This is a genomic window from Gammaproteobacteria bacterium, assembly GCA_014075255.1.
Lineage (GTDB): Bacteria > Pseudomonadota > Gammaproteobacteria > UBA4575 > UBA4575 > JABDMD01.
Window position 1 is genome coordinate 2,210,099 of the sequence record CP046178.1, and the last position, 19,318, is coordinate 2,229,416.

22 protein-coding genes are annotated in these 19,318 nt (G+C 39.2%); 13 read left to right on the forward strand and 9 right to left on the reverse strand.

The genetic code is table 11. The features are described from left to right. Nucleotides 1-66 precede the first annotated feature (66 nt). On the forward strand, nt 67-483 hold the full coding sequence (locus tag GKR92_11260) for a hypothetical protein (protein QMU62239.1): 417 nt from the start codon (nt 67-69) through the stop codon (nt 481-483). 77 nt (nt 484-560) lie between these two features. Continuing rightward, nucleotides 561-1,100: a TIGR02281 family clan AA aspartic protease gene (locus GKR92_11265; GenBank protein QMU62240.1), complete on the forward strand. Its 540-nt coding sequence runs from the start codon at nt 561-563 to the stop codon at nt 1,098-1,100. Nucleotides 1,101-1,162: 62 nt separating this feature from the next. On the opposite strand, the gene GKR92_11270 is transcribed toward GKR92_11265, so the two are convergent. After that, complete coding sequence (locus GKR92_11270; GenBank protein ID QMU62241.1) at nt 1,163-1,783, reverse strand: TetR family transcriptional regulator; 621 nt, start codon at nt 1,781-1,783, stop codon at nt 1,163-1,165. Between the two features lie 239 nt (nt 1,784-2,022). On the opposite strand from GKR92_11270, the gene GKR92_11275 reads away from it, so the two are divergent. Next, the gene (locus GKR92_11275; protein ID QMU62242.1) at nt 2,023-2,184 is read left to right on the forward strand and encodes a hypothetical protein; all 162 of its coding nucleotides are present in this window, start codon (nt 2,023-2,025) and stop codon (nt 2,182-2,184) included. Nucleotides 2,185-2,279: 95 nt separating this feature from the next. On the opposite strand, the gene GKR92_11280 is transcribed toward GKR92_11275, so the two are convergent. After that, a complete protein-coding gene (locus GKR92_11280; protein ID QMU62243.1) occupies nt 2,280-3,542 on the reverse strand; it encodes a diphosphate--fructose-6-phosphate 1-phosphotransferase in 1,263 nt (420 codons plus the stop codon). Between the two features lie 251 nt (nt 3,543-3,793). Between GKR92_11280 and GKR92_11285 the strand changes: the two genes are divergently transcribed. Beyond that, nucleotides 3,794-4,447: an adenylate kinase gene (locus GKR92_11285; protein ID QMU62244.1), complete on the forward strand. Its 654-nt coding sequence runs from the start codon at nt 3,794-3,796 to the stop codon at nt 4,445-4,447. Between the two features lie 6 nt (nt 4,448-4,453). Beyond that, the gene (locus GKR92_11290; GenBank protein ID QMU62245.1) at nt 4,454-4,786 is read left to right on the forward strand and encodes a DUF3301 domain-containing protein; all 333 of its coding nucleotides are present in this window, start codon (nt 4,454-4,456) and stop codon (nt 4,784-4,786) included. A gap of 4 nt (nt 4,787-4,790) precedes the next feature. Here the strand turns inward: GKR92_11290 and GKR92_11295 are convergent, their stop codons facing one another. Together GKR92_11295 and GKR92_11300 are read right to left on the reverse strand one after the other, a co-directional pair. Beyond that, nucleotides 4,791-5,357, reverse strand: a complete 567-nt coding sequence (locus GKR92_11295) for a YfcE family phosphodiesterase (GenBank protein ID QMU62246.1) — start codon at nt 5,355-5,357, stop codon at nt 4,791-4,793. Nucleotides 5,358-5,432: 75 nt separating this feature from the next. Continuing rightward, nucleotides 5,433-6,218, reverse strand: coding sequence for a hypothetical protein (locus tag GKR92_11300; protein ID QMU62247.1), 786 nt, complete (start codon nt 6,216-6,218; stop codon nt 5,433-5,435). A 91-nt stretch (nt 6,219-6,309) separates the two neighbouring features. Here GKR92_11300 and GKR92_11305 point away from each other — a divergent pair, with 91 nt between their 5' ends. The 6 genes from GKR92_11305 to GKR92_11330 all read left to right on the forward strand — a co-directional run bounded on the left by GKR92_11305 (nt 6,310) and on the right by GKR92_11330 (nt 12,118). After that, nucleotides 6,310-7,365, forward strand: coding sequence for a 2Fe-2S iron-sulfur cluster binding domain-containing protein (locus tag GKR92_11305; protein QMU62248.1), 1,056 nt, complete (start codon nt 6,310-6,312; stop codon nt 7,363-7,365). Nucleotides 7,366-7,369: 4 nt separating this feature from the next. Continuing rightward, a complete protein-coding gene (locus GKR92_11310; GenBank protein ID QMU62249.1) occupies nt 7,370-7,801 on the forward strand; it encodes a hypothetical protein in 432 nt (143 codons plus the stop codon). 42 nt (nt 7,802-7,843) lie between these two features. Next, nucleotides 7,844-8,695 carry a sulfurtransferase gene (locus GKR92_11315; GenBank protein QMU62250.1) on the forward strand — a complete coding sequence of 284 codons (852 nt, stop codon included), beginning with the start codon at nt 7,844-7,846 and terminating at the stop codon, nt 8,693-8,695. A 226-nt stretch (nt 8,696-8,921) separates the two neighbouring features. Beyond that, nucleotides 8,922-11,027, forward strand: a complete 2,106-nt coding sequence (locus GKR92_11320) for an EAL domain-containing protein (GenBank protein QMU62251.1) — start codon at nt 8,922-8,924, stop codon at nt 11,025-11,027. Between the two features lie 123 nt (nt 11,028-11,150). Next, a complete protein-coding gene (locus tag GKR92_11325) occupies nt 11,151-11,720 on the forward strand; it encodes an NUDIX domain-containing protein (GenBank protein ID QMU62252.1) in 570 nt (189 codons plus the stop codon). 17 nt (nt 11,721-11,737) lie between these two features. Continuing rightward, nucleotides 11,738-12,118: a hypothetical protein gene (locus GKR92_11330; protein ID QMU62253.1), complete on the forward strand. Its 381-nt coding sequence runs from the start codon at nt 11,738-11,740 to the stop codon at nt 12,116-12,118. Nucleotides 12,119-12,150: 32 nt separating this feature from the next. On the opposite strand, the gene GKR92_11335 is transcribed toward GKR92_11330, so the two are convergent. From GKR92_11335 to GKR92_11345, 3 genes are read right to left on the reverse strand one after another with little or no spacing between them, the layout of a single operon-like run. Then, nucleotides 12,151-12,471, reverse strand: coding sequence for a BolA/IbaG family iron-sulfur metabolism protein (locus GKR92_11335; protein ID QMU62254.1), 321 nt, complete (start codon nt 12,469-12,471; stop codon nt 12,151-12,153). 60 nt (nt 12,472-12,531) lie between these two features. Next, a complete protein-coding gene (locus GKR92_11340; protein QMU62255.1) occupies nt 12,532-13,329 on the reverse strand; it encodes a hydrolase TatD in 798 nt (265 codons plus the stop codon). Nucleotides 13,330-13,361: 32 nt separating this feature from the next. Then, on the reverse strand, nt 13,362-14,207 hold the full coding sequence (locus GKR92_11345) for a hypothetical protein (protein ID QMU62256.1): 846 nt from the start codon (nt 14,205-14,207) through the stop codon (nt 13,362-13,364). A gap of 68 nt (nt 14,208-14,275) precedes the next feature. Here GKR92_11345 and pepN point away from each other — a divergent pair, with 68 nt between their 5' ends. Then, nucleotides 14,276-16,879, forward strand: a complete 2,604-nt coding sequence (pepN, locus tag GKR92_11350) for an aminopeptidase N (protein QMU62257.1) — start codon at nt 14,276-14,278, stop codon at nt 16,877-16,879. Nucleotides 16,880-16,882: 3 nt separating this feature from the next. Continuing rightward, complete coding sequence (locus tag GKR92_11355; protein QMU62258.1) at nt 16,883-17,302, forward strand: hypothetical protein; 420 nt, start codon at nt 16,883-16,885, stop codon at nt 17,300-17,302. Nucleotides 17,303-17,313: 11 nt separating this feature from the next. Here GKR92_11355 and fabA read toward each other — a convergent pair whose 3' ends face one another. Both fabA and GKR92_11365 read right to left on the reverse strand, forming a co-directional pair. Further along, nucleotides 17,314-17,829, reverse strand: coding sequence for a 3-hydroxyacyl-[acyl-carrier-protein] dehydratase FabA (gene fabA, locus GKR92_11360; protein ID QMU62259.1), 516 nt, complete (start codon nt 17,827-17,829; stop codon nt 17,314-17,316). A gap of 127 nt (nt 17,830-17,956) precedes the next feature. Next, entirely contained in the window at nt 17,957-18,928 is a 972-nt protein-coding gene (locus tag GKR92_11365; GenBank protein QMU62260.1) for a MerR family transcriptional regulator, read from the reverse strand. Nucleotides 18,929-19,318 lie beyond the last annotated feature (390 nt).

A 19,318-nucleotide genomic window follows, 5' to 3' on the forward strand; every position in this document is an offset into this window, starting at 1 on the left:
GCTTCGACTATATATGCATGAATTCAAATTCATTGATTATTAAATTACAGAACAAAAACCAACGTGTTGCATAAGCAGATATCCTTAGGAACCATAGTCATTATACTGGTTGTTGTATTTCATGTTGTGTGCTTGGTTGGACTGATTGATTTATTAAAGTGGATGCCCATTACTTCAGAATTTTGGCAAACACAGTTTGGTACGATGTGTATGTTGGGGTTTGCGGTTTTTATGATAATTGGTATACACACTGTTGAGGCTTGGGCTTGGGCGTTTATATATTTAAAACTCGGGGAATTTAAGGAGTTAAGCAAGGCATTATATTTTTCTGTCGTGACGTGTACTGCGCTAGGCTACGGAGATATCACGCTCTCAGAACGTTGGCAATTGTTGAGCACCTTTGAAGCAATGGGCGGATTGTTGTTATTCGGTGCAAGCACGGCTTTTCTGATTGGTTTTATGCAGGTTCTATTTACTTTTTAGCTATATATATCCTTAAGATCTCAATAAAAACAGATCGATAGCATGGCGTGTAACGCAAGTTTCCTTAAAATTTACTGATGGACGATACTCCGCCAGAAGAACAAACCCAAGGCAATCAAACTAGGCAACTAGGTAAAGGCATGATCATCATCGCCTGGGTGTTAATTTTTGGTATGTTGGTTTGGTTTTTTGGTGTGTTAGAAAAGAATAAACGCAACCCCAATCAAAATATAAGCACACAAGTGCTCAGCACTGGCGAAAAAGAAGTAGTACTGGAAAGTGGTGCATATGGGCATTATGTTGCTACAGGAAAGATTAATCGTACAGAAGTTACTTTTCTTGTAGACACGGGTGCGAGTTATGTTTCAGTTCCTGAGGGCGTTGCAAAAAAAGTAGGTTTGAAAAAAGGTGCAGAGATGTTGGTATCTACTGCAAATGGGAGCGTTTCGGTATACGCAACGATTTTAGAAGAAGTCAGCATTGGTGAAATCAAACTCTACGATATTAAAGCAGATATAAATCCGCATATGGATGGTGATGAAATATTACTAGGCATGTCTTTTCTACGTGACCTATCTATTACTCACAAAGGCAATCAACTGACTATTCGGCAGTAAAGCTAAAATCTTGCCTAATTGTATGCTTTCGGCCAATGGCAGTCATTCGATACAAGCAAAATTTAGAGTGGTCTAAATAAAGACTCCAAGTATGTTTTATATTGTTCCAAATGTGTTTGTATAATTTCAGGCTTATGCATGACTCGTGTCATGACATACGCGCCTTCTAATGTAACAAGAAACGAATCTGCTAATTCATCAGGGTCAACTGAGTAACGAGGAGGATATACTTTTATGATTTCTTGAATTTTTTTGCTTAATTGATCTTTCCACTCCGTGAGTGTATCGGTAGCTAAAGCTAATAGGTCCTTATCTACTAATTGATTTTCATAGCTATAACTAGCAAACAGACATCCAATATGATCTTCTTCAAGCTGAGCATGTAATTCTTGTATCAGCCCTACAAAGATTAAAATCTGTTGAAGCGGGTCTTTACTTAATTTATTGGCCTTCTCCATATTCTCTTCAAGAATCTGCATTTCAATAGCTGAAAACTTCTCAATCAGGGCTACAGCGAGGGCTTTTTTACTTTTGAAGTGATAGAAGAAAGTACCTTTAGTTATTTCGGCTGCTTCAATGACTTCATCAACGGAAGTCGCTACATGCCCTTGTTTTAGTGCGAGGCCCATTGCAGATTCAATGATTTTGTCCTTAGTAATACTTCCATCTCGTGCCATATTCATATCCTTATTTGAACTAACTAGTCTGTATGATAACAAATATTTTAATATTTTTGCAATATTTTTACTGAAATAACAGTAATAAATATATAACTATATGTATTATAAGAAATATATAAATATGAATAAATATAGACTAAATGGTTGACAACTAGAGAATCAGGTGTATTATTAACTTATACCAACTAGTCAGTATAAGTATAGATAACACATTAACCTTTGATTATAGGGAGACCTAGAAAATGAACCACGAAATACAAAACAGCCAAGCAGACCAGAAGAAAATAAAAACCATTAAACAAGCTGAAACAGCCTTTGCTTATAATATCTTATTGCCAGATTTTGCAATTTTAGTTATTGGCTTAACCGGCGCATTCGGAGTTTTGCTAACAATGTTTTCTTAGACTTATTATATACTCCTCATCTTGCTTTAAATTAACCCCGTCAATAATACGGGGTTTTTTAATGTCCGCTTTAGGTCGTCAGCGGACATTTATACTTATATTTTGAAATTAGTGTTTAGTATTTTTGGTACTTGTATATTCTTCAATTGAATATACCTCGGTAGTCCATCACGGTACGGGGGATATGCTTCACCTTTAATTAATGGCTGCAAGTAAGTGCGACAACGCTCTGTGATCCCTAAGCCATCTTTAGTGATGTAACTGCGCGGCATCATTTTTTCTACATTGGCGACCTTAGCTAAAGTAGTGCTACCAATTTTCCATTTATAAGGTTTGTTAGAAGTTCTAACAATTATGGGCATCACTGCGGTTTTGCCTTGTAAAGCAAATTGTACTGCTGCTTTACCCATTGCGTAGGCGTGATCTACATCCGTTTTAGAAGCAATATGTCGAGCAGCGCGTTGTAAGTAATCAGCTACCGCCCAATGATATTTGTAACCATGTTCTTGCTTAATCATGTCGGCAATTACCGGTGCGACACCACCTAATTGTTTATGACCAAAGGCATCGGTGTTTCCAGAGTCAGCCAGAAAGGTTCCATCTACAAAGCGCGCGCCTTCAGATACACAAATAACACAGTAACCATATTGTTCTACTGATTCTTTAACACGCTTAAGCACTAACTTTTTATCAAAAGGAATTTCTGGGAAAAGAATGATGTGCGGAGCATCTCCTTTTTCTTGTTTTGCTAGTCCGCTGGCTGCAGCAATCCAACCTGCGTGTCGCCCCATCACTTCCATCACAAATACTTTGGTAGAAGTTTCCGCCATTGATTTCACATCAAAGGCAGCTTCTTTTATGGATACGGCAACATATTTTGCCACCGAACCAAAACCAGGGCAGTTGTCGGTAATAGGTAAATCATTGTCAACAGTTTTGGGTATTCCTATGCATTGAATGGGGTACCCCATTTTTTTGCTTAACTGCGATACTTTATGTGAAGTATCTTGTGAGTCACCCCCACCGTTATAAAAGAAATAACCGATGTTGTGTGCTTTAAATACCTCAATCAGCCGTTCATATTGTTCACGACTCTCTTCGACACTTTTCAGCTTATATCGACAAGAGCCAAATGCGCCAGATGGGGTGTGTTTCAGTGCGGCAATCGAGCTCGCCGACTCTTTAGAGGTATCGATTAAATCTTCAGTCAAGGCGCCAATAATGCCGTTACGTCCAGCGTAGACTTTACCTATCTTATTTTTGTGTTTGCGAGCGGTTTCTATCACCCCACATGCTGTGGCATTGATGACGGCGGTCACACCACCCGATTGTGCGTAAAATGCGTTGCGTTTTTCCATATTGATTAATTCTACAAGTTTATTATTTGGGTTTTATTTTTAAATATTATTGGGCAATGTCTATTTAGTTTGATGTCTTTGTGAGTTTACAGCATTGCGAAGTGTGCCATAGCTCACATTAGTGAGTCAGTCACGGCATCTTTATATGCTTATCTGATATTTTTATTCTAGTTTAGCTAATTAGAGTAGTAGGCGCTGGCTTAATTCTCCATTATGGTGTGCAAAATTTGTAAACTAATGGAGTAGTACATATGCGAGTGATTTTATTAGGCGGACCGGGTGCAGGGAAAGGCACTCGTGCAAAATTCATTGAGGAATTGTTTGGCATACCGCAAATTTCCACTGGTGATATGTTAAGAGCAGCTGTGAATGCAGGCACTCCATTAGGCCTTGAAGCAAAGAAAGTGATGGAAGCGGGTGGCCTTGTGTCGGATGAAATCATTTTAGGTTTGGTGAAAGATCGTATAACAGAAACTGATTGCGCAAATGGATATATTTTTGATGGTTTCCCGCGCACTTTGGCTCAAGCAGAAAGTTTAAAAGTACAGGGTGTAGATATTGATTACGTGGTTGAGATTGATGTTAGTGATGAAGAGGTCATTAAGCGCATGACTGGAAGACGTGTGCATCCTGCATCGGGTCGTACTTATCATATAATTTTTAATCCTCCTAAGCTTGAGGGCAAGGATGATGAAAGTGGTGAAGATCTTATCCAACGTGAAGATGATAAAGAAGAAACTGTTAAGGAACGCTTAAAGGTTTATCATGATCAAACCGAACCACTAATAAATTACTACACTACTTGGTCAGAAAGTAGTGATAGTGATGCGCCAAAATATAGAAAGATAGGCGGTGTGGATACGGTGGAAGAGATTCGCGATCAAATCAAAAACGCACTAAATTAAAAGTTTTTGAAAATTCTATTTGCCATTGTCTCACTATTCGCAGTGGTATGGTATTGGCAAGATAGTCTTCGCAGTCGCGAATTGGCACTGAAAAAATGTCGTAGATTGTGTGAAGATCACAATGTCCAATTTTTGGACCAATCTGTTCACGTCGCACGCGTACGCTTAGGTAAAACTACACGACATAATATATTTATTCGCAGATTTTATGCATTTGAATTTAGCATTGGTGGTGTTGATCGACACCACGGTGTTGCAGTTGTATCTAGAGATAGTATGGAATACCTTTCTTTGTTACATCCTGACGGCGAAATTATTGAAGGAAGCTTGCCAAACTAAAGTACTAAGTTGTTTGCACCCTGAATTCAGAAACTTTCCATTCTTCTTTGTTAGCAGTAATTCGTAAACACGAGACACCATGTCTATGTATACGTGATTCACCTGCTGGGCCAGGATTTAGCACCCAAGGGTCTTCTTCTTGATCACATACTAGTCGATGACTGTGCCCATAGATGATTGCTTTAGCGCGAGGAAAATCACTGCGAAGTTTTTTGTGCCAAGTTTCGTATTCTGAATAATGCTCATCGCCATGAGTGATCGCAATGATTCCTCCAGGTAATTCTATTTCTGCAATGTGCGGGATACTCTCTAAATCAATATGCTCAGATGAAATCCATTGTTCATTATTATCATTGTTGCCGCACACTGAGACGACATCTTTACTAATTTTATGTAGCTGCTTGATTACCTCGATCGAGCCGATATCACCCGCATGCAAGATAATATCGCAATCACTAAGATGATTTAGCACTGAGGGGTTGATGTGACTATGGGTATCCGACAACACACCAATATTGACGTTGTCATTTTCAGTGTAGTTGAAAGATAGTTTATTTTGGCTTTTATCCATGAATGAAATTTAATGCATCCTGAACCACCTAGGCAATATTGCTTAACAGATATATTTTATTACTTAGTGTCTAGTCTAATTGCGTAGCCAGCCAATTTCTCGAGCCGTCTTTTCGCCTACAACGCAACGCTTAAGGCTGCGTGCCATTTTTGATTGTGCTGCACTGCTTGCAATCGTTCCTGCCATTATTTCTGCGCGTTTTTGTGGATAAAGCGGGCTTAAATTTGGTTCACCTAAACCATCAGGTGGTATGGGATTGCCATAAGCATCATATTTATCACTAGCACCTACCGTGTGTAATAACTCATGTGTAACGACTATATTGTTTTGCTTAGATTGTTCATTGCTTGCAAAGGCATGCACGATGCCCAGTAATCCTTTTTGAATGCCGAGCGAGTGTTCTAGCTTTAGGTTAGGCTTGTCGTCATGATATAAAACAAATATACGTACCCGATGCTTGTTAGATTTATCATCTGGTGTATTTTGCATGGCCCACCAACGCAGTTTCATACTCCAAAAAGCAATTGCGAGCGGGTTAGAACCCATACCCGGCGGTTTAGGTGGAAGCGTGGTAACTCTTTCCCCTAAAGTGGTGGAAGTTGGTGTAGAACTTACTACATCATATTTTTTGCTTTCTCGTTTTATGAATTTATCGATATCTGCATAGCTTTTAGTGCTGAGATTTTCTATATATTGATCAACACTGTTACTGGAGTCAGCATTGATAGGAAAAATTACTATTTCGAGAGGTTTGTACCAACCTTGTGTAACTAAACGTTGGTCCTGTGTGTATAGAAGCACGGCCCCAAGAATGGAAATTAAAATAAGAATTCTTAAGTTTTTGAAGGTAAAAATGCGCATTCGATAAGCATAAGATTTATACTTAACAAAACAACAAATCTTAGATTACTGGCTATAAACCAAAGCCGTTTGGTATGGTTTAGACACTTCTATGGCGCATATAGTAAAACTTCAATCAGGCAAGTATTCTTTTCAAGCTGATACGCATGAATCCATTTTGGATGCAGCGATTCGTGCGGGTGTGCCATTAAACTATGGATGTAGTAATGGCAACTGCGGCATGTGTAAAGCAAAAGTAGTTTCTGGGCCTACCGCTCTGATACGCACACATGAATTTGTTATTCGTGATGCAGATAAGATACAAGGTCATGCACTGATGTGTTCAACTTCATGCCAAGGTGATGTAGTCATCGATGCTGATGTTGTTGCGAGAGCTGGTGATATACCTGTACAAGAGTTGCGAATAAAAGTACGAAAAATAGATCGAGTCAGCAATGATTTGGCGATTATAACTTTGCAAGTTCCTCGTACTGTGCGATTACGTTTTATCGCAGGTCAGTATGTGAGAGTGTACGATGATCAACAACGATCGCATGAATATGCTATTGCAAGTTGTCCATGTGATGAAAAGCGTATTGAATTTCATGTGCGCAAGTTAGAGGGCGATGCATTTTCTAGCATGGTGTTTAATCAACTTAGTATTGGAGATTGGCTAAATATACAAGGGCCTTACGGACAATTTGTAATTGATGATACAAAAGAATCTCCAATTGTGATGTTTGCTTTTGATACTGGCTTTGCAACGATTAAAAGCTTGCTGGAGCACATCACAGCACAAGATAAGGAGCGTTCTATACATTTGTATTGGTTAGCATGCGGTGTTGAAGGGTTATATTTAGACAATTTATGCAGATCATGGGACGACGCATTGGATGAAATGCATTATATACCTTTGTACATGTCTAGAAATGTTAATGAAATTCTCGACAGTCAATACGAGGGAATGTGTGTGATTGAGGATAAGATAGTTGCCTCATTGCATCATATAGATCATGTTAAAGATGCTGAAGTTTTTATTGTTTCGCCTAATCCAGTTGCTAAGCTTGTGCAACAATTACTGATGGAAAGGGGTTTTAAAGAAACAAATATTCATCATGAAGTGATACGTGGAAATCCAAACTTAAAATGTATTCATAGCGCGGTTTAAAGGCATGATTGATTGTAAATGTTGTTTTGCTATCACGTTAATAAAAGAAGAATTTGCCTGTGAACAAGCTCAATTGGTTACTCGGCGTGCGGGTCCAGATACAGCCTGTGCGTCAGAACAAGGCAGTCAACGTTGCCAGCAATTATATGACCAGCTTAAATTGGTAGGGTTGCCGGCGTTTGATGCAGAAGATGATTTATTAAAAACACCCGCTAGTGTGTTTTCAAAAATCCAATTTGGAGGTTTGCTCGGTTTAGCCAAAATTGTTGCTGAAGATGTATCGAAAGAGTCTAACAGACAACCTATGATAGAAAGAGTTGAGAATATATACCAATTACTAGAACAAGCAGTTTCACGCTATGAGTCTGTTAGCAATATCCCATATCCAGAATTGGTGGATTCGATGACAGCATTTAAAATTAAACGTAAAAGATAAAACGAACATTTTGGCCGCAAAGCTATTGCATTAGGAGTTACCATGACATATCAGACCATAATTTCTGTCGAGGATTTAAATAATAATATAAGTAATCAGGATTGGTTTGTGTTTGATTGTAGATTTTTACTCAAAGATCCTGCGGGTGGATTACAGAAGTATAATAAAAATCATATTTCTGGTGCACAGTTTGCAGATATGGATACAGACTTAGCTTCTCCTATGACACCAATTTCAGGTCGTCATCCATTGCCAAATCCAGATGAACTAATAAAAAAATTACAATCCTGGGGGGTGAGCAATTCATCGCAAGTTATTTGTTATGACGATATATCAGGCGCTTTTGCTGCACGAATGTGGTGGTTGTTGAAATGGTTAGGGCATAACGATGTTGCCGTATTAGATGGAGGCATTGATAAGTGGGTCGCAAGTGGCTTACCAGTAGACACAGATGTCCCGCAAAGGGCGGCTGGTTCTTTTCGCGGTGAAGCAAATAATGATATGTGGGTGAAGGTTGAGTTTGTTCAAGAAGAAATAGCACAAAGTAAAATTAACCTAATAGATGCAAGATCAGACGAAAGATTCACCGCAGCAGACAGTAAAACAGATCCGGTTGCAGGTCATGTGCCTGGCGCAATGAATTTTCCTTTTTCTGACAATCTCTCGAAGCAAGGGGTGTTTTTATCTGCAGAAACATTGCAAAAGCGTTTTTCATCAATGGTTTCAAATATCGAAAATAAACAAGTTGTTAGTATGTGTGGCTCGGGAGTTACTGCCTGTCATAATTTGCTAGCAATGAGTATTGCGGGCTTACCGATGGCGCGTTTATTTGTTGGTTCATGGAGCCAATGGATCAAAGATAAAAGTCGACCAGTGGCGACTGGTAAAGCATAAGTATCTCGAATAAATTGTAAAAAGCTGTATATAGTATTGAAATATAGTTACTTTAGCGTCTTCGTCATGCCGCTAGACCCGCTTATAAGCTAGATTCTAGAGATCCCTCACATCGTCAATTACTATTTATAGTGTATATAAAAGGTGTTCAACGTGAAGCATGCGTTGAATGTATTTGCGTATCCTTAATAAATAGGCAAACAACATTTCTCAAGTTAGTCCTCATATGGCGGCAACTACGACGTCCGTGGAATTGCCCAACAATGCGGCTGCATCGCTTTTAGATGCCGGCTCGTTACCATTTGCTGTTGTACTTCTGAGTGCCAACGATGGCACCGTAGTATTTGCAAATCATCTTATGAGCGTGATTCTGAGAAGTAGTACGGATGAGATGATCGGAAAAACGATTCCAGGTTTGTATGATGATGGTACACAAAGAAGTAAAGCATTTAAGCTGTTAAAGAAAAACACATTTGTACCCCCCAAACAAATAGAAATATCAAACTTCGATAATAAGAATCTTAAAATTACCGCAGCATCTTCTTTATTAAAATATCAAAATCAACTTTGTATTCTTGTTGCGTTTCAAGCGCCAAGCAATGATGCTTCAAAGGTTAAACGACTGCGTATTGCAATTGAACGCCACAATATGGCGTTGCAAGCTGCCAACATAGGAATTTGGAGTTGGGATTTAATGTCTAACCGTATTGCATGGGACGACACCATGCACAAACTTTTTGGTATTGAGTCGGGAAGTTTCTCAGGTAAGCAAAGAGATTTTTTGAGTTACATGCTTCCTGAAGATCGAGAAGAACAGCTTGAGCTTGGGAGAACGTATTATCAAGATGGTGGCAAGTTTGATACTAAGTTTCGGATATTGCGACCAGATGGTGAAACTCGAGTCATTATTAATCGTGGTGAAGCGACAAAAAATGAACAAGGTATCGTTATTAGTGTTGTTGGGATCTGTTGGGATGTCACTGAAAACTTTGCTTTAAGTGTGAAAATAGAACATCAAGCTTTGCATGATCCATTAACAGGATTGTTAAATAGATTTGAAATGCAGCAAAGGTTAGAAGCTTTATTACAGTCTTTAAGTGAAGATCCGACAGAAAATACTTTTTGTTATTTTGATTTAGATCGTTTTAAAGTCGTTAATGATACTTGTGGCCACGAAGCAGGTGACGAATTGCTTCGACAAATATCGGAACATCTGAAGCCATATATAACTGAAAAGGATACCTTTGCGCGCATGGGCGGTGATGAGTTTTCTCTAATCATTACTAACTGTTCGAGCGATGAAGCACGAAAAGTTGCGGAGACATTGTTGCAGGCTGTGCAAAACTTTCATTTTGAATGGTCAGGAAAAGTTTTCGATATCGATTTAAGTATGGCGCTGGTACCAATCTCAGCTGAAAAGACTGTAAGTGAAATTTTGGGGACAGCTGATGTGGCATTGTCCGCTGCAAAAGATGGTGGACGTGGGCGGATTCATGAGTATCGGCCCCATGATTCAACCGTTATTCGCCGACATGATGAAATGCATTGGGTATTGCAGTTAGAAGATGCACTACGTTCTGATCGTTTCCAATTGCATTTTCAACCTATCATGCCTTTGCAAGAAGATTGTGATGAGGGATTGCATTATGAGGTCCTGTTACGGGTAATAGATGAATCGGGTGAAGTTATGGCTCCAGGTGAATTACTCAATGCGGCAGAGCAGTTTGACATGGCGACGCGTGTAGATAATTGGGTAGTGAATGCAGTGTTTGATTGGCTGATTAAGCATCCAGATCATCTCCAACAACTGAGTCTTTGTTCGATAAATCTTTCAGGCGCATCAATTGGTGATCCCAATTTCTTAGTCTTCTTAAAAGAAAAATTACAAGAGTCTAAAATTCCATTAGAAAAAATTAGTTTTGAAGTAACAGAAAATGCTGCGATTAAAAATATCACTAAGGCACGTGATTTCATCGATACCATCAAAGAATATGGATGTAAATTTGCACTAGATGATTTTGGCAGTGGGCATTCTTCCTTTGCATACTTAAAAGATTTACCTGTTGATATCTTAAAAATTGATGGCATGTTTGTGAAAGGTATTCATTTAGAGCCTGTGAATTATGCAATGGTTAAGGCCATTAATGATGTGGGTCAGGTTATGAAAATGAAAACCATTGCTGAATATGTTGAAAATGAAGAAATCTGTAATTCTTTGAAAGAAATCGGAGTTGATTACGGGCAAGGCTATTATTTTGGTAAGTCTGAAAATTTGGATGAAGTAATTGTTGTTGATGCTACCGTTGCCACTATGGCTGAAATACCAGGATGAAAACTACAGTTTAATTCAGTTATATATAACTTAGTTATCTATCTAGTCACTGTATTTCACTTCTTAACCATTTATTCTGATTCTGTTATGGTTTAAAAACCATTTCAGATAGTAGGCATCATTTTGAAATTTTGTAGTAGCTGCGGTTCTGAAGCAATCACACAATCGATACCTGAAGGCGATAATCGTCTGCGCTTTGTATGTTCCTCATGCGAAGAAATTTTTTATCACAATCCGAAAATGGTAGTGGGCTGTATTGCGCAGTGGCAGGGAAAAATTCTTATGTGTAAGCGTGCGATAGAGCCACGCTATGGAAAATGGACGTTGCCGGCGGGCTTTATGGAAAATGAAGAGACGGTACATGCGGCGGCGGCGCGCGAAACTCAAGAGGAGGCGACTGCTGAAGTGGCTAATATGAGTTTATATACCATATATAACTTGCCACATATAAGCCAAGTATACGTGATGTTTCGAGCTGAATTGGTAGCTGGAAAGGCAAGTCCAGGCATTGAAAGTTTAGAAGTGGCGTTGATGGATGAAGCAGAAATACCTTGGGATGAGTTGGCTTTCCCAGTAATTCGAGAAAGTCTGCGACACTACTTTGAAGATAGACGTCAAGGAAGTAAATTTAAATTGCATTATGGCGATATCCACAAACTCCCTAACAGTGAATTTGATATTAAGCATTACTAATTTTAGGTTTTATCCGCATGGCTAGGGATAAATCTTTACTGTCTATTATTGAATTAGGTGGTTATCCAGATCTTAGCCCGCTGTATAAGCGACATGGTTATGAGCCGATTGTGGTTTATAGCATGCGAAAAGCGTTAACTGCACTTAAGAAGGTGAAACCGGTTGTAGTAGTGGCTGAATTTAATTACCAGTCAGACTTTAGAGATCGCACAAGTAGCCTCGAGTCGTTGATTGCAATTGCTCAACGTAATTTAGATATTAAGCTGATCGTATTTTACGAAAAAGAATTTCTACATCAATTTGAAAAGTTAAAAGAACGTTATAGCTTTCATGCAACGTTTGCTTATCCAATTATAGAAGAAGCGATTGAGGCAACGTTAACATCTCTAAATGTATAAGCAAAAATTTTACGTGAGAAGTGTTTTAGTAACTATTTTTCAGCATTAGAGCCGCCGAGACATGGCGGCGATTTTCGCACTTCACCATTTTTTTCTTGCCATTCCTCTGGTGTTAGGGTGTTTAGAGATAATGCATGTACGGGTCCATCAAGCTCTTCTTTTAATAATTGATTAAGCATGCGATGTCTTGCAACTAACATTTTGCCGTCAAATTCAGTAGTTACCACGGTAACTTTGAAGTGTGATTCAGAATCAGGAGGCACATTATGCATATGACTTTCATTTGCGACCTCTAAATATTCAGGTCGTAATGCGTCAGTAATTTTTGCTTCGATGTTGGATTGGATGGTCATAGAAAATTTATACCACTTATACGTTCAAGAATGAAAGCATTCTTTAGTTAATTTCATAGGTTAGCGAATAGAGAAGAAGTCTTTAGCAGTTTGAGTGGTTTCTTGTGCAGTTTGTTCCACACTAACGTTACGATATTTGGCTACTGTGGATAGAATATGAGGTAAATAGGCAGGCTCATTACGTCTACCATCGGGTTTAGGATATATGTCTTTAGGTAAATCTCTAGGTAGCAAATAAGGTGCGTCGGTTTCTATCATTAATCTGTTTGCCGGAATATTCATAATAGTGTCGTGCAAATGATGGCCGCGGCGTTCATCGCATATCCAACCGGTAATGCCGATATGACAATCTAATTCTATATAAGTATCCAGCTCTTCAAGGGCGCCTGTAAAACAGTGCACAACAACCTTAGTTATGTGTTCCCTATGCTTAGTTAAGATTTTTGTAAAATCATTATGTGCATCACGCTCGTGTAAAAATATTGGCATCTTAAGTTCCGCAGCTAGCTCTAGCTGTGCTTCATAGACGGAACGTTGTTGTTCTGGTGTTGAATAATTGCGGTTATAGTCCAAGCCTGCTTCACCGATCGCCACTACATTTTTTTGTTCTGCAAGTGCTTTTAGTTTGGCATAACTATCATCTTGCCACTGTTTGGCAAGATGAGGATGCACGCCGGCTGTCGAAACCATGCCCGCATATTGTGTGGCGAGTTCTCTAGCACGCTCACTTTCTTCAACATCAGAACCTGTTAATACGAAATGTTTTACACCTGCTTTATTGGCGCGTGCAACTACTTGACCTGCATCTTTTCGAAATGCACTACTCGTAAAATTAAATCCAATATCGACGAGTTCCATTGTTCTGAATATATTTAGTTGTCGGTTTGGACTTAAGCGAGATATGCGCAATCATCGCAGTATTCATTATCAGTATCTGCTATGACGATTTGACAATGGCGACAAATCTTGGTGTCGCTAGGTTGTAAATTAGTGTCTAAACAAACTCGATCATCAAAGACAAAACATTCGCCACGCCAGTGCTGATTTTTATGTTTTTCGATATACTTTATGATTCCACCTTCTAATTGAAAGACTTGGTCAAAACCGTTATTGGCTAAAATATTTGCGCCTTTTTCACAGCGTATGCCGCCAGTGCAAAAGGTGACTAGGGGTTTATCTTTGGGAATCTCGTTAATTTTAGAATCGAGTTGGATAATGTCTCTGAAGTTTCGAATTTCAAGATGGGCGGCATTTTCAAAAGAACCTAAATCTACTTCAAACTCGTTACGCATATCCAAAAGCGTGATATCTTTCCCTGAATCTAACCATTCTTTTAGTTCATTGTTGCTAATGTACTGTGCTTTTTTCTCAATTACGTCGATATTTTTTAATAATGCGTTTGTTGTAGACGAGCTTGGATGATCGCTTGGAAGTGGCTGAGTAGGAACGAGTTCATCTCTTACTTTAATTAATAGTCTTTTAAAAGGGATGTATTCTGAGTAAGTGGTATTGAGCAACAAGTTATTTAATCCACATATGCTATCGAGTTTTTGTAAAAAATATTCAATGTCACTTTGCGTGCTCGCCAACCCAAGATTTATACCTTCGGGGCTAATGAAAATATTGCCTTTTATGTGAGTTTCGCTACAAATTGATTGAGCGCTCTCAAAAACTTTTTCCACATTATCAATAATGCTGAATTGATAACCGGCAATATTTGTTATTTGTTCGGGCATGGCAATATAGGGTTGTGTGATAAAACAGTACTTAACAAAAGATTATCTAATAGGTTAGGGTTAGCATTATGAAAGAAGGACAACCACAAGCGGTATATCTAAAAGACTATACACCTCCACATTTCTTTATTGACCAAGTGTATCTTGATTTTGAGCTGGGTGAAGAAGTAACTGTTGTAACCTCCCATATGCAGATTCGCTGTAATCCTGATTATGGCGATGCTAGCCCAACATTGGACTTACATGGGGAAGACCAAGATCTGCAATTTATAGAGCTTGATGAAGTTCGATTGAGCGCCGAGCAATACAGTTGCTCCGAAGAGGCGCTACTCATTCCTAGTGTTCCTAAGCAATTTTCATTGATTATCCAAACTCAAATTACGCCTCAGACCAATACATCTTTAGAGGGATTATATAAATCCAGCGGCAACTTTTGCACCCAGTGCGAAGCTCAAGGTTTTCGTAAAATCACCTATTTTCTAGATCGTCCTGATGTAATGTCAAAATTCACAGTCCGTCTCCAGGCAGATAAATCTCGTTACCCAGTATTATTGTCTAATGGAAATCTAAAAGAGGAAGGAGTTGTAGGCGATCAGCATTTTGCCGTGTGGGAAGATCCGTTTCCAAAGCCTAGTTATCTTTTTGCATTAGTAGCAGGCGATTTAGTATTTTTAGAGGGTTCACATCGCACAACATCAGGAAAAGACATTGTCTTACGTATTTATACAGAAGAGCATAACGCTGATAAGTGTGAGCATGCGTTGCGTTCCTTGCAAAAAGCCATGCAATGGGATGAGCAACGCTTTGGTCTAGAGTGCGATTTAGATATTTATATGATTGTTGCTGTTGACGATTTCAATATGGGCGCAATGGAAAACAAAGGTTTAAATATTTTTAACTCTAGTTGTGTATTGGCGAGACCTGATACTTCTACGGATGCAGAATTTATGCATATAGAGGCCGTTGTTGCGCATGAATATTTTCATAACTGGACCGGTAATAGAGTTACCTGCCGTGATTGGTTCCAACTAAGTCTTAAAGAAGGTTTGACGGTATTTCGTGATCAAGAATTTACATCTGATGTGACTTCTCGAGCAGTTAAACGAATTGACGATGTGCGTTCTTTGCGTGCATATCAATTTGCAGAAGATGCTAGTCCAATGGCGCATCCGATTCGCCCTGCTTCTTTTATGGAAATTAGTAATTTCTATACGTTAACGGTTTATGAAAAAGGTGCTGAAGTTGTGCGCATGTACCAAACTATGTTTGGTGTCGATGGGTTTCGAAAAGGTATGGATCTATATTTTCAACGCCATGATGGCCAAGCGGTTACGACGGATGATTTTGCTGCGGCCATGGCTGATGCAAATAACGCAGATCTAACAAAATTTAAGCGTTGGTATGCACAGGCGGGCACTCCGGTGGTTAAGGTGAAAGATAGGTGGGATGCTACAACCAGTACTTACGAAATTGAATGCGAACAAAGCTGCCCAGCAACATCTGAAAGTAGCGAAAAGCTTCCATTTGTTATTCCACTTAAAACCTCACTTTTAAGGGATAGTGGTGAAATTCTTGTTGAATCCCAAGTGTTGAGTTTGACTGAACACCAACAAACTTTTAAGTTTCAAGGTATTGACTCAAAGCCTGTACCAGACTTACTGCAAGAGTTTTCCGCGCCGGTTCAACTTCAATATAGTTATAGTAATGAGCAATTAGCATTTTTGTTAAAGCATTCACCAGATTCGTTTAATCGTTGGAATGCGGGTAATCGCTTAGCTGTAAATGTGTTATTAGAAAACTTATCTGGTGATGGCCAAGATTCTTTGCTTGTATTGCAACAAGCTCTTGAACACTCGATAAACTCTCCATCATTAGATCAAAGTTTACTGGTGGAATTGCTAATGTTGCCAAACGAAAAAGACTTGGAGCAACATATCGAGACTGTAGATATGCGTAACTGTGTTAATGCAAGTGACAAGTTAGTTAAAGATATTGCAAAATGTTTGGAAGTTGATTTGTTATCTAGGATATCGGCAAATATTCGTAGTAATAACGAATATAGTTATAACTCGCAGGAAATGGCACGTAGACGGCTTATCAATGTTTGCTTACAAATTCTTTGCAAATTAGATAAACCTGAGTATAGAAAAATTGCTTTGGAACAATATCAATCAGCTAATAATATGACAGAGCAATTAGGTGCGATAAATGCTCTTATTCATTCTGAGTCTGAAGAACGTGAGCAAGTATTATCTGCGTTCGAGAAAAAATGGCAGCACGATAGCTTGGTAATGGATAAATGGTTTGCCATGCATGCGCGTTCTAAAGTTCCGAATGCGTTAGAGACTGTAAAAGCACTTATGCAGCATCCGCTTTTCACTATGAGTAACCCGAATAAAGTGCGTTCTCTAGTTGGTGTATTTGCTGGTCAGAATGCTTATCATTTCCACAATCCTGATGGCAGTGGATATGAGTTCGTAACTGAGCAAGTGATACACCTTAATGACACAAATCCACAGATTGCCTCTCGCTTAGTGCGAACTCTTATGCGCTGGAGAAATTATGCTAATCCTTGTGGAAAAAAAATGTGTCAGCAGTTAGAGAGAATCGCTAAGCATAAAACATTATCAAAAGACGTATTTGAAATAGTTTCTAAAAGTTTAAAGGCTTAGATAATGAGTAAAAAAAATATTATCACGCCACTTGAGAATGGGCCGTTGCATGTAACCGGAACACTGGAATTATTAGATTCAGATGGTGGGTTAATAGAAAAATCTGAAGAGTTATATTTATGTAGATGTGGTCAATCTAGTAATAAGCCTTACTGTGACGGGGAACATAAACAAACTGGATTTATTGAGCCAGGTGTATTTATTAAGCCGCCAGAATCTGAGGAAGATCAAAATAATGAAGGGTCCTTATCTATTAAAGTGCAAGCAAATGGGCCATTGATATTTCGAGGCAATGCATGCATCCAAGATGCAAGTGGTCAAAAAATATATCGAAAAGTAGGCGGTCTATGTAGATGTGAAAAAAGTGCTAATCGGCCATTTTGTGACGGCACCCATTCTAAGATTGGCTTTGCAGCCGAATAGTAAAGTAAGTTTTAAAATCCTTCGGTTGAAGTGAATAACCCTACACGTAAGTCTTTAGTTTTATAAATATCTTTTCCATCAACTGACATCACGCCATCGGCAATGCCCATTGCAGTGCCGCGACTGATGACTCTTTTAATATCTAGGCGATAAGTCACCGTTTTAGCGGTTGGTAGAACTTGCCCAGTAAAACGAACTTCGTTAACACCTAATGCTCGTCCTCTGCCTGGGTTGCCTTGCCAGGCTATGAAGAAGCCCAGTAGTTGCCATAGCGCATCAAGTCCTAGACAACCAGGCATAACGGGGTCACCAGGAAAATGACAATCAAAAAACCATAAGTCGGGCTTGATATCTAATTCTGCTACGACTTCACCTTTCCCATACGTACCATTTTCGCTGGAGATCTTAGTGACTCTATCCATCATTAACATATTCGGCATGGGGAGTTGTGCATTACCAGGGCCAAACATTTCACCTCTGCCGCAAGCCAGCAGGTCTTCATACGAAAAGGAATTTTTTTGTGTCACAATTTTTACGATTATTATTGTTAAATAAATTCTGGGTTGCTAATCCATAACCGTGTGGATTATAGGAATAGTCATTGTTCTAACGAGGCTAAGTGTAGCAAATGAAATTAGCTAATGCTTCTCACTATTACCCAAGCCGTGTGTTCTGTTTCACACGATCAAGTAATAAATACAGTTCACTAATTGTTTGAATGAAGTTAGCTTGAATTTCTTGGAGCACATCAAAGTAGGCTGCAGCGCCACTACCTGTTACAGCAATTTCAATTGTGGAATCAAGTTCGTTACGTAAGCGCCGTAATTGATTAGGTAGTAAAGGATCATCAGCGGGTCTGGTAATACCAATTGCAATGAGTTGAGCATTGCTTTTTCGTTGCGCATAAATAATTTCATGTACTGAGCCATACATGCCCAGAAATATTGCTTGCCAGCCATTCGATTTGCTTGCAGCGGCTAGTCGTAAGGCTGCAATATCGCTTACCGGCCCGGCAGGAGATGCACAGATAAGTTTATATTCTGACTCCGCAAAGGGTTCGTTCATTACTAAGTTTGAGAGAAATCCACGAATTGAATACATTGCAATTGCATAATGTGTATCGCGCAGAGCACCACGACGACATTCATCTTGAATGTGTGACACAAGAGGACGTAATAAGTCTTCTAATAAGAAGATGATACCTAAAGATTTAGAGGCATCATTTAAACTGCGATAGAAATCTTGGCTATTTAAACGCTGTATCGCGTCCAAACAGTCATCAAAATATTCCATCACAGAGCCGGTGCTGGGGCGTTGTTCTATTTTAGCTACGGGCACGCGCGCAGCTGCAGACTCATCGTTATCTACTAATTCTTGAAGTTCATGAATGGTCAAGGCGGCAACATCACCGATTCGTCGTCCGGCAGATGTAGCGCGACGTAATAAATGAAGTTTTTGTACGTCTACGTCGCTATACAGTCTGCGGCTGTTGTTGGCACGTTTGGGGTTCACAACACTGTAGCGTCGTTCCCAAACTCGAATTACATCTGCGGTGAGCCCTGTGCGTCTTGCAACGACTTGAATAGGGTGCTCATCAGTTGATACTTTTGTCTGTCTAGCGGCCACGTTAGTCTGTCGTAGTTATGTCTAAGATATTGTAATAATAATGTCTGATTATTATAACATATATAGGGCATCGTTACAGTATTGTATAAGACAAAGTTGAGTCAGAGTGAAATTTCTGCTTTATAACGAGCAAGCTGAGTGATATATTAGTTTCAATACAAATTTATCTTACAAGCGTTATGCTTGTTGAGATTAGGGTCTATGACCCGTAAACGTTGAGTGAAAGCTCGCGGTATTACTAAGGAGCAAACATGAAGAAGTTATTAATCAACGCGCGGTACTTTCTCGCACCATTATTAATATTCGCCAGTTTATTTGGCGTGATTGCGGGGGGTCCATGGGTGTGGACCGGCGTAGTTTTATTAGGCGTAGGCATCATTGTCGACACCT

What these genes read in the sequence shown, in the direction of transcription:
- GKR92_11265 (QMU62240.1), top strand. Translation starts at nt 561, where the DNA reads ATGGACGATACTCCGCCAGAAGAACAAACCCAAGGCAATCAAACTAGG.
- GKR92_11270 (QMU62241.1), bottom strand. Translation starts at nt 1,783, where the DNA reads ATGAATATGGCACGAGATGGAAGTATTACTAAGGACAAAATCATTGAA.
- GKR92_11275 (QMU62242.1), top strand. Translation starts at nt 2,023, where the DNA reads ATGAACCACGAAATACAAAACAGCCAAGCAGACCAGAAGAAAATAAAA.
- GKR92_11280 (QMU62243.1), bottom strand. Translation starts at nt 3,542, where the DNA reads ATGGAAAAACGCAACGCATTTTACGCACAATCGGGTGGTGTGACCGCC.
- GKR92_11285 (QMU62244.1), top strand. Translation starts at nt 3,794, where the DNA reads ATGCGAGTGATTTTATTAGGCGGACCGGGTGCAGGGAAAGGCACTCGT.
- GKR92_11295 (QMU62246.1), bottom strand. Translation starts at nt 5,357, where the DNA reads ATGGATAAAAGCCAAAATAAACTATCTTTCAACTACACTGAAAATGAC.
- GKR92_11300 (QMU62247.1), bottom strand. Translation starts at nt 6,218, where the DNA reads ATGCGCATTTTTACCTTCAAAAACTTAAGAATTCTTATTTTAATTTCC.
- GKR92_11305 (QMU62248.1), top strand. Translation starts at nt 6,310, where the DNA reads ATGGCGCATATAGTAAAACTTCAATCAGGCAAGTATTCTTTTCAAGCT.
- GKR92_11310 (QMU62249.1), top strand. Translation starts at nt 7,370, where the DNA reads ATGATTGATTGTAAATGTTGTTTTGCTATCACGTTAATAAAAGAAGAA.
- GKR92_11315 (QMU62250.1), top strand. Translation starts at nt 7,844, where the DNA reads ATGACATATCAGACCATAATTTCTGTCGAGGATTTAAATAATAATATA.
- GKR92_11320 (QMU62251.1), top strand. Translation starts at nt 8,922, where the DNA reads ATGGCGGCAACTACGACGTCCGTGGAATTGCCCAACAATGCGGCTGCA.
- GKR92_11330 (QMU62253.1), top strand. Translation starts at nt 11,738, where the DNA reads ATGGCTAGGGATAAATCTTTACTGTCTATTATTGAATTAGGTGGTTAT.
- GKR92_11335 (QMU62254.1), bottom strand. Translation starts at nt 12,471, where the DNA reads ATGACCATCCAATCCAACATCGAAGCAAAAATTACTGACGCATTACGA.
- GKR92_11340 (QMU62255.1), bottom strand. Translation starts at nt 13,329, where the DNA reads ATGGAACTCGTCGATATTGGATTTAATTTTACGAGTAGTGCATTTCGA.
- GKR92_11345 (QMU62256.1), bottom strand. Translation starts at nt 14,207, where the DNA reads ATGCCCGAACAAATAACAAATATTGCCGGTTATCAATTCAGCATTATT.
- pepN (QMU62257.1), top strand. Translation starts at nt 14,276, where the DNA reads ATGAAAGAAGGACAACCACAAGCGGTATATCTAAAAGACTATACACCT.
- GKR92_11355 (QMU62258.1), top strand. Translation starts at nt 16,883, where the DNA reads ATGAGTAAAAAAAATATTATCACGCCACTTGAGAATGGGCCGTTGCAT.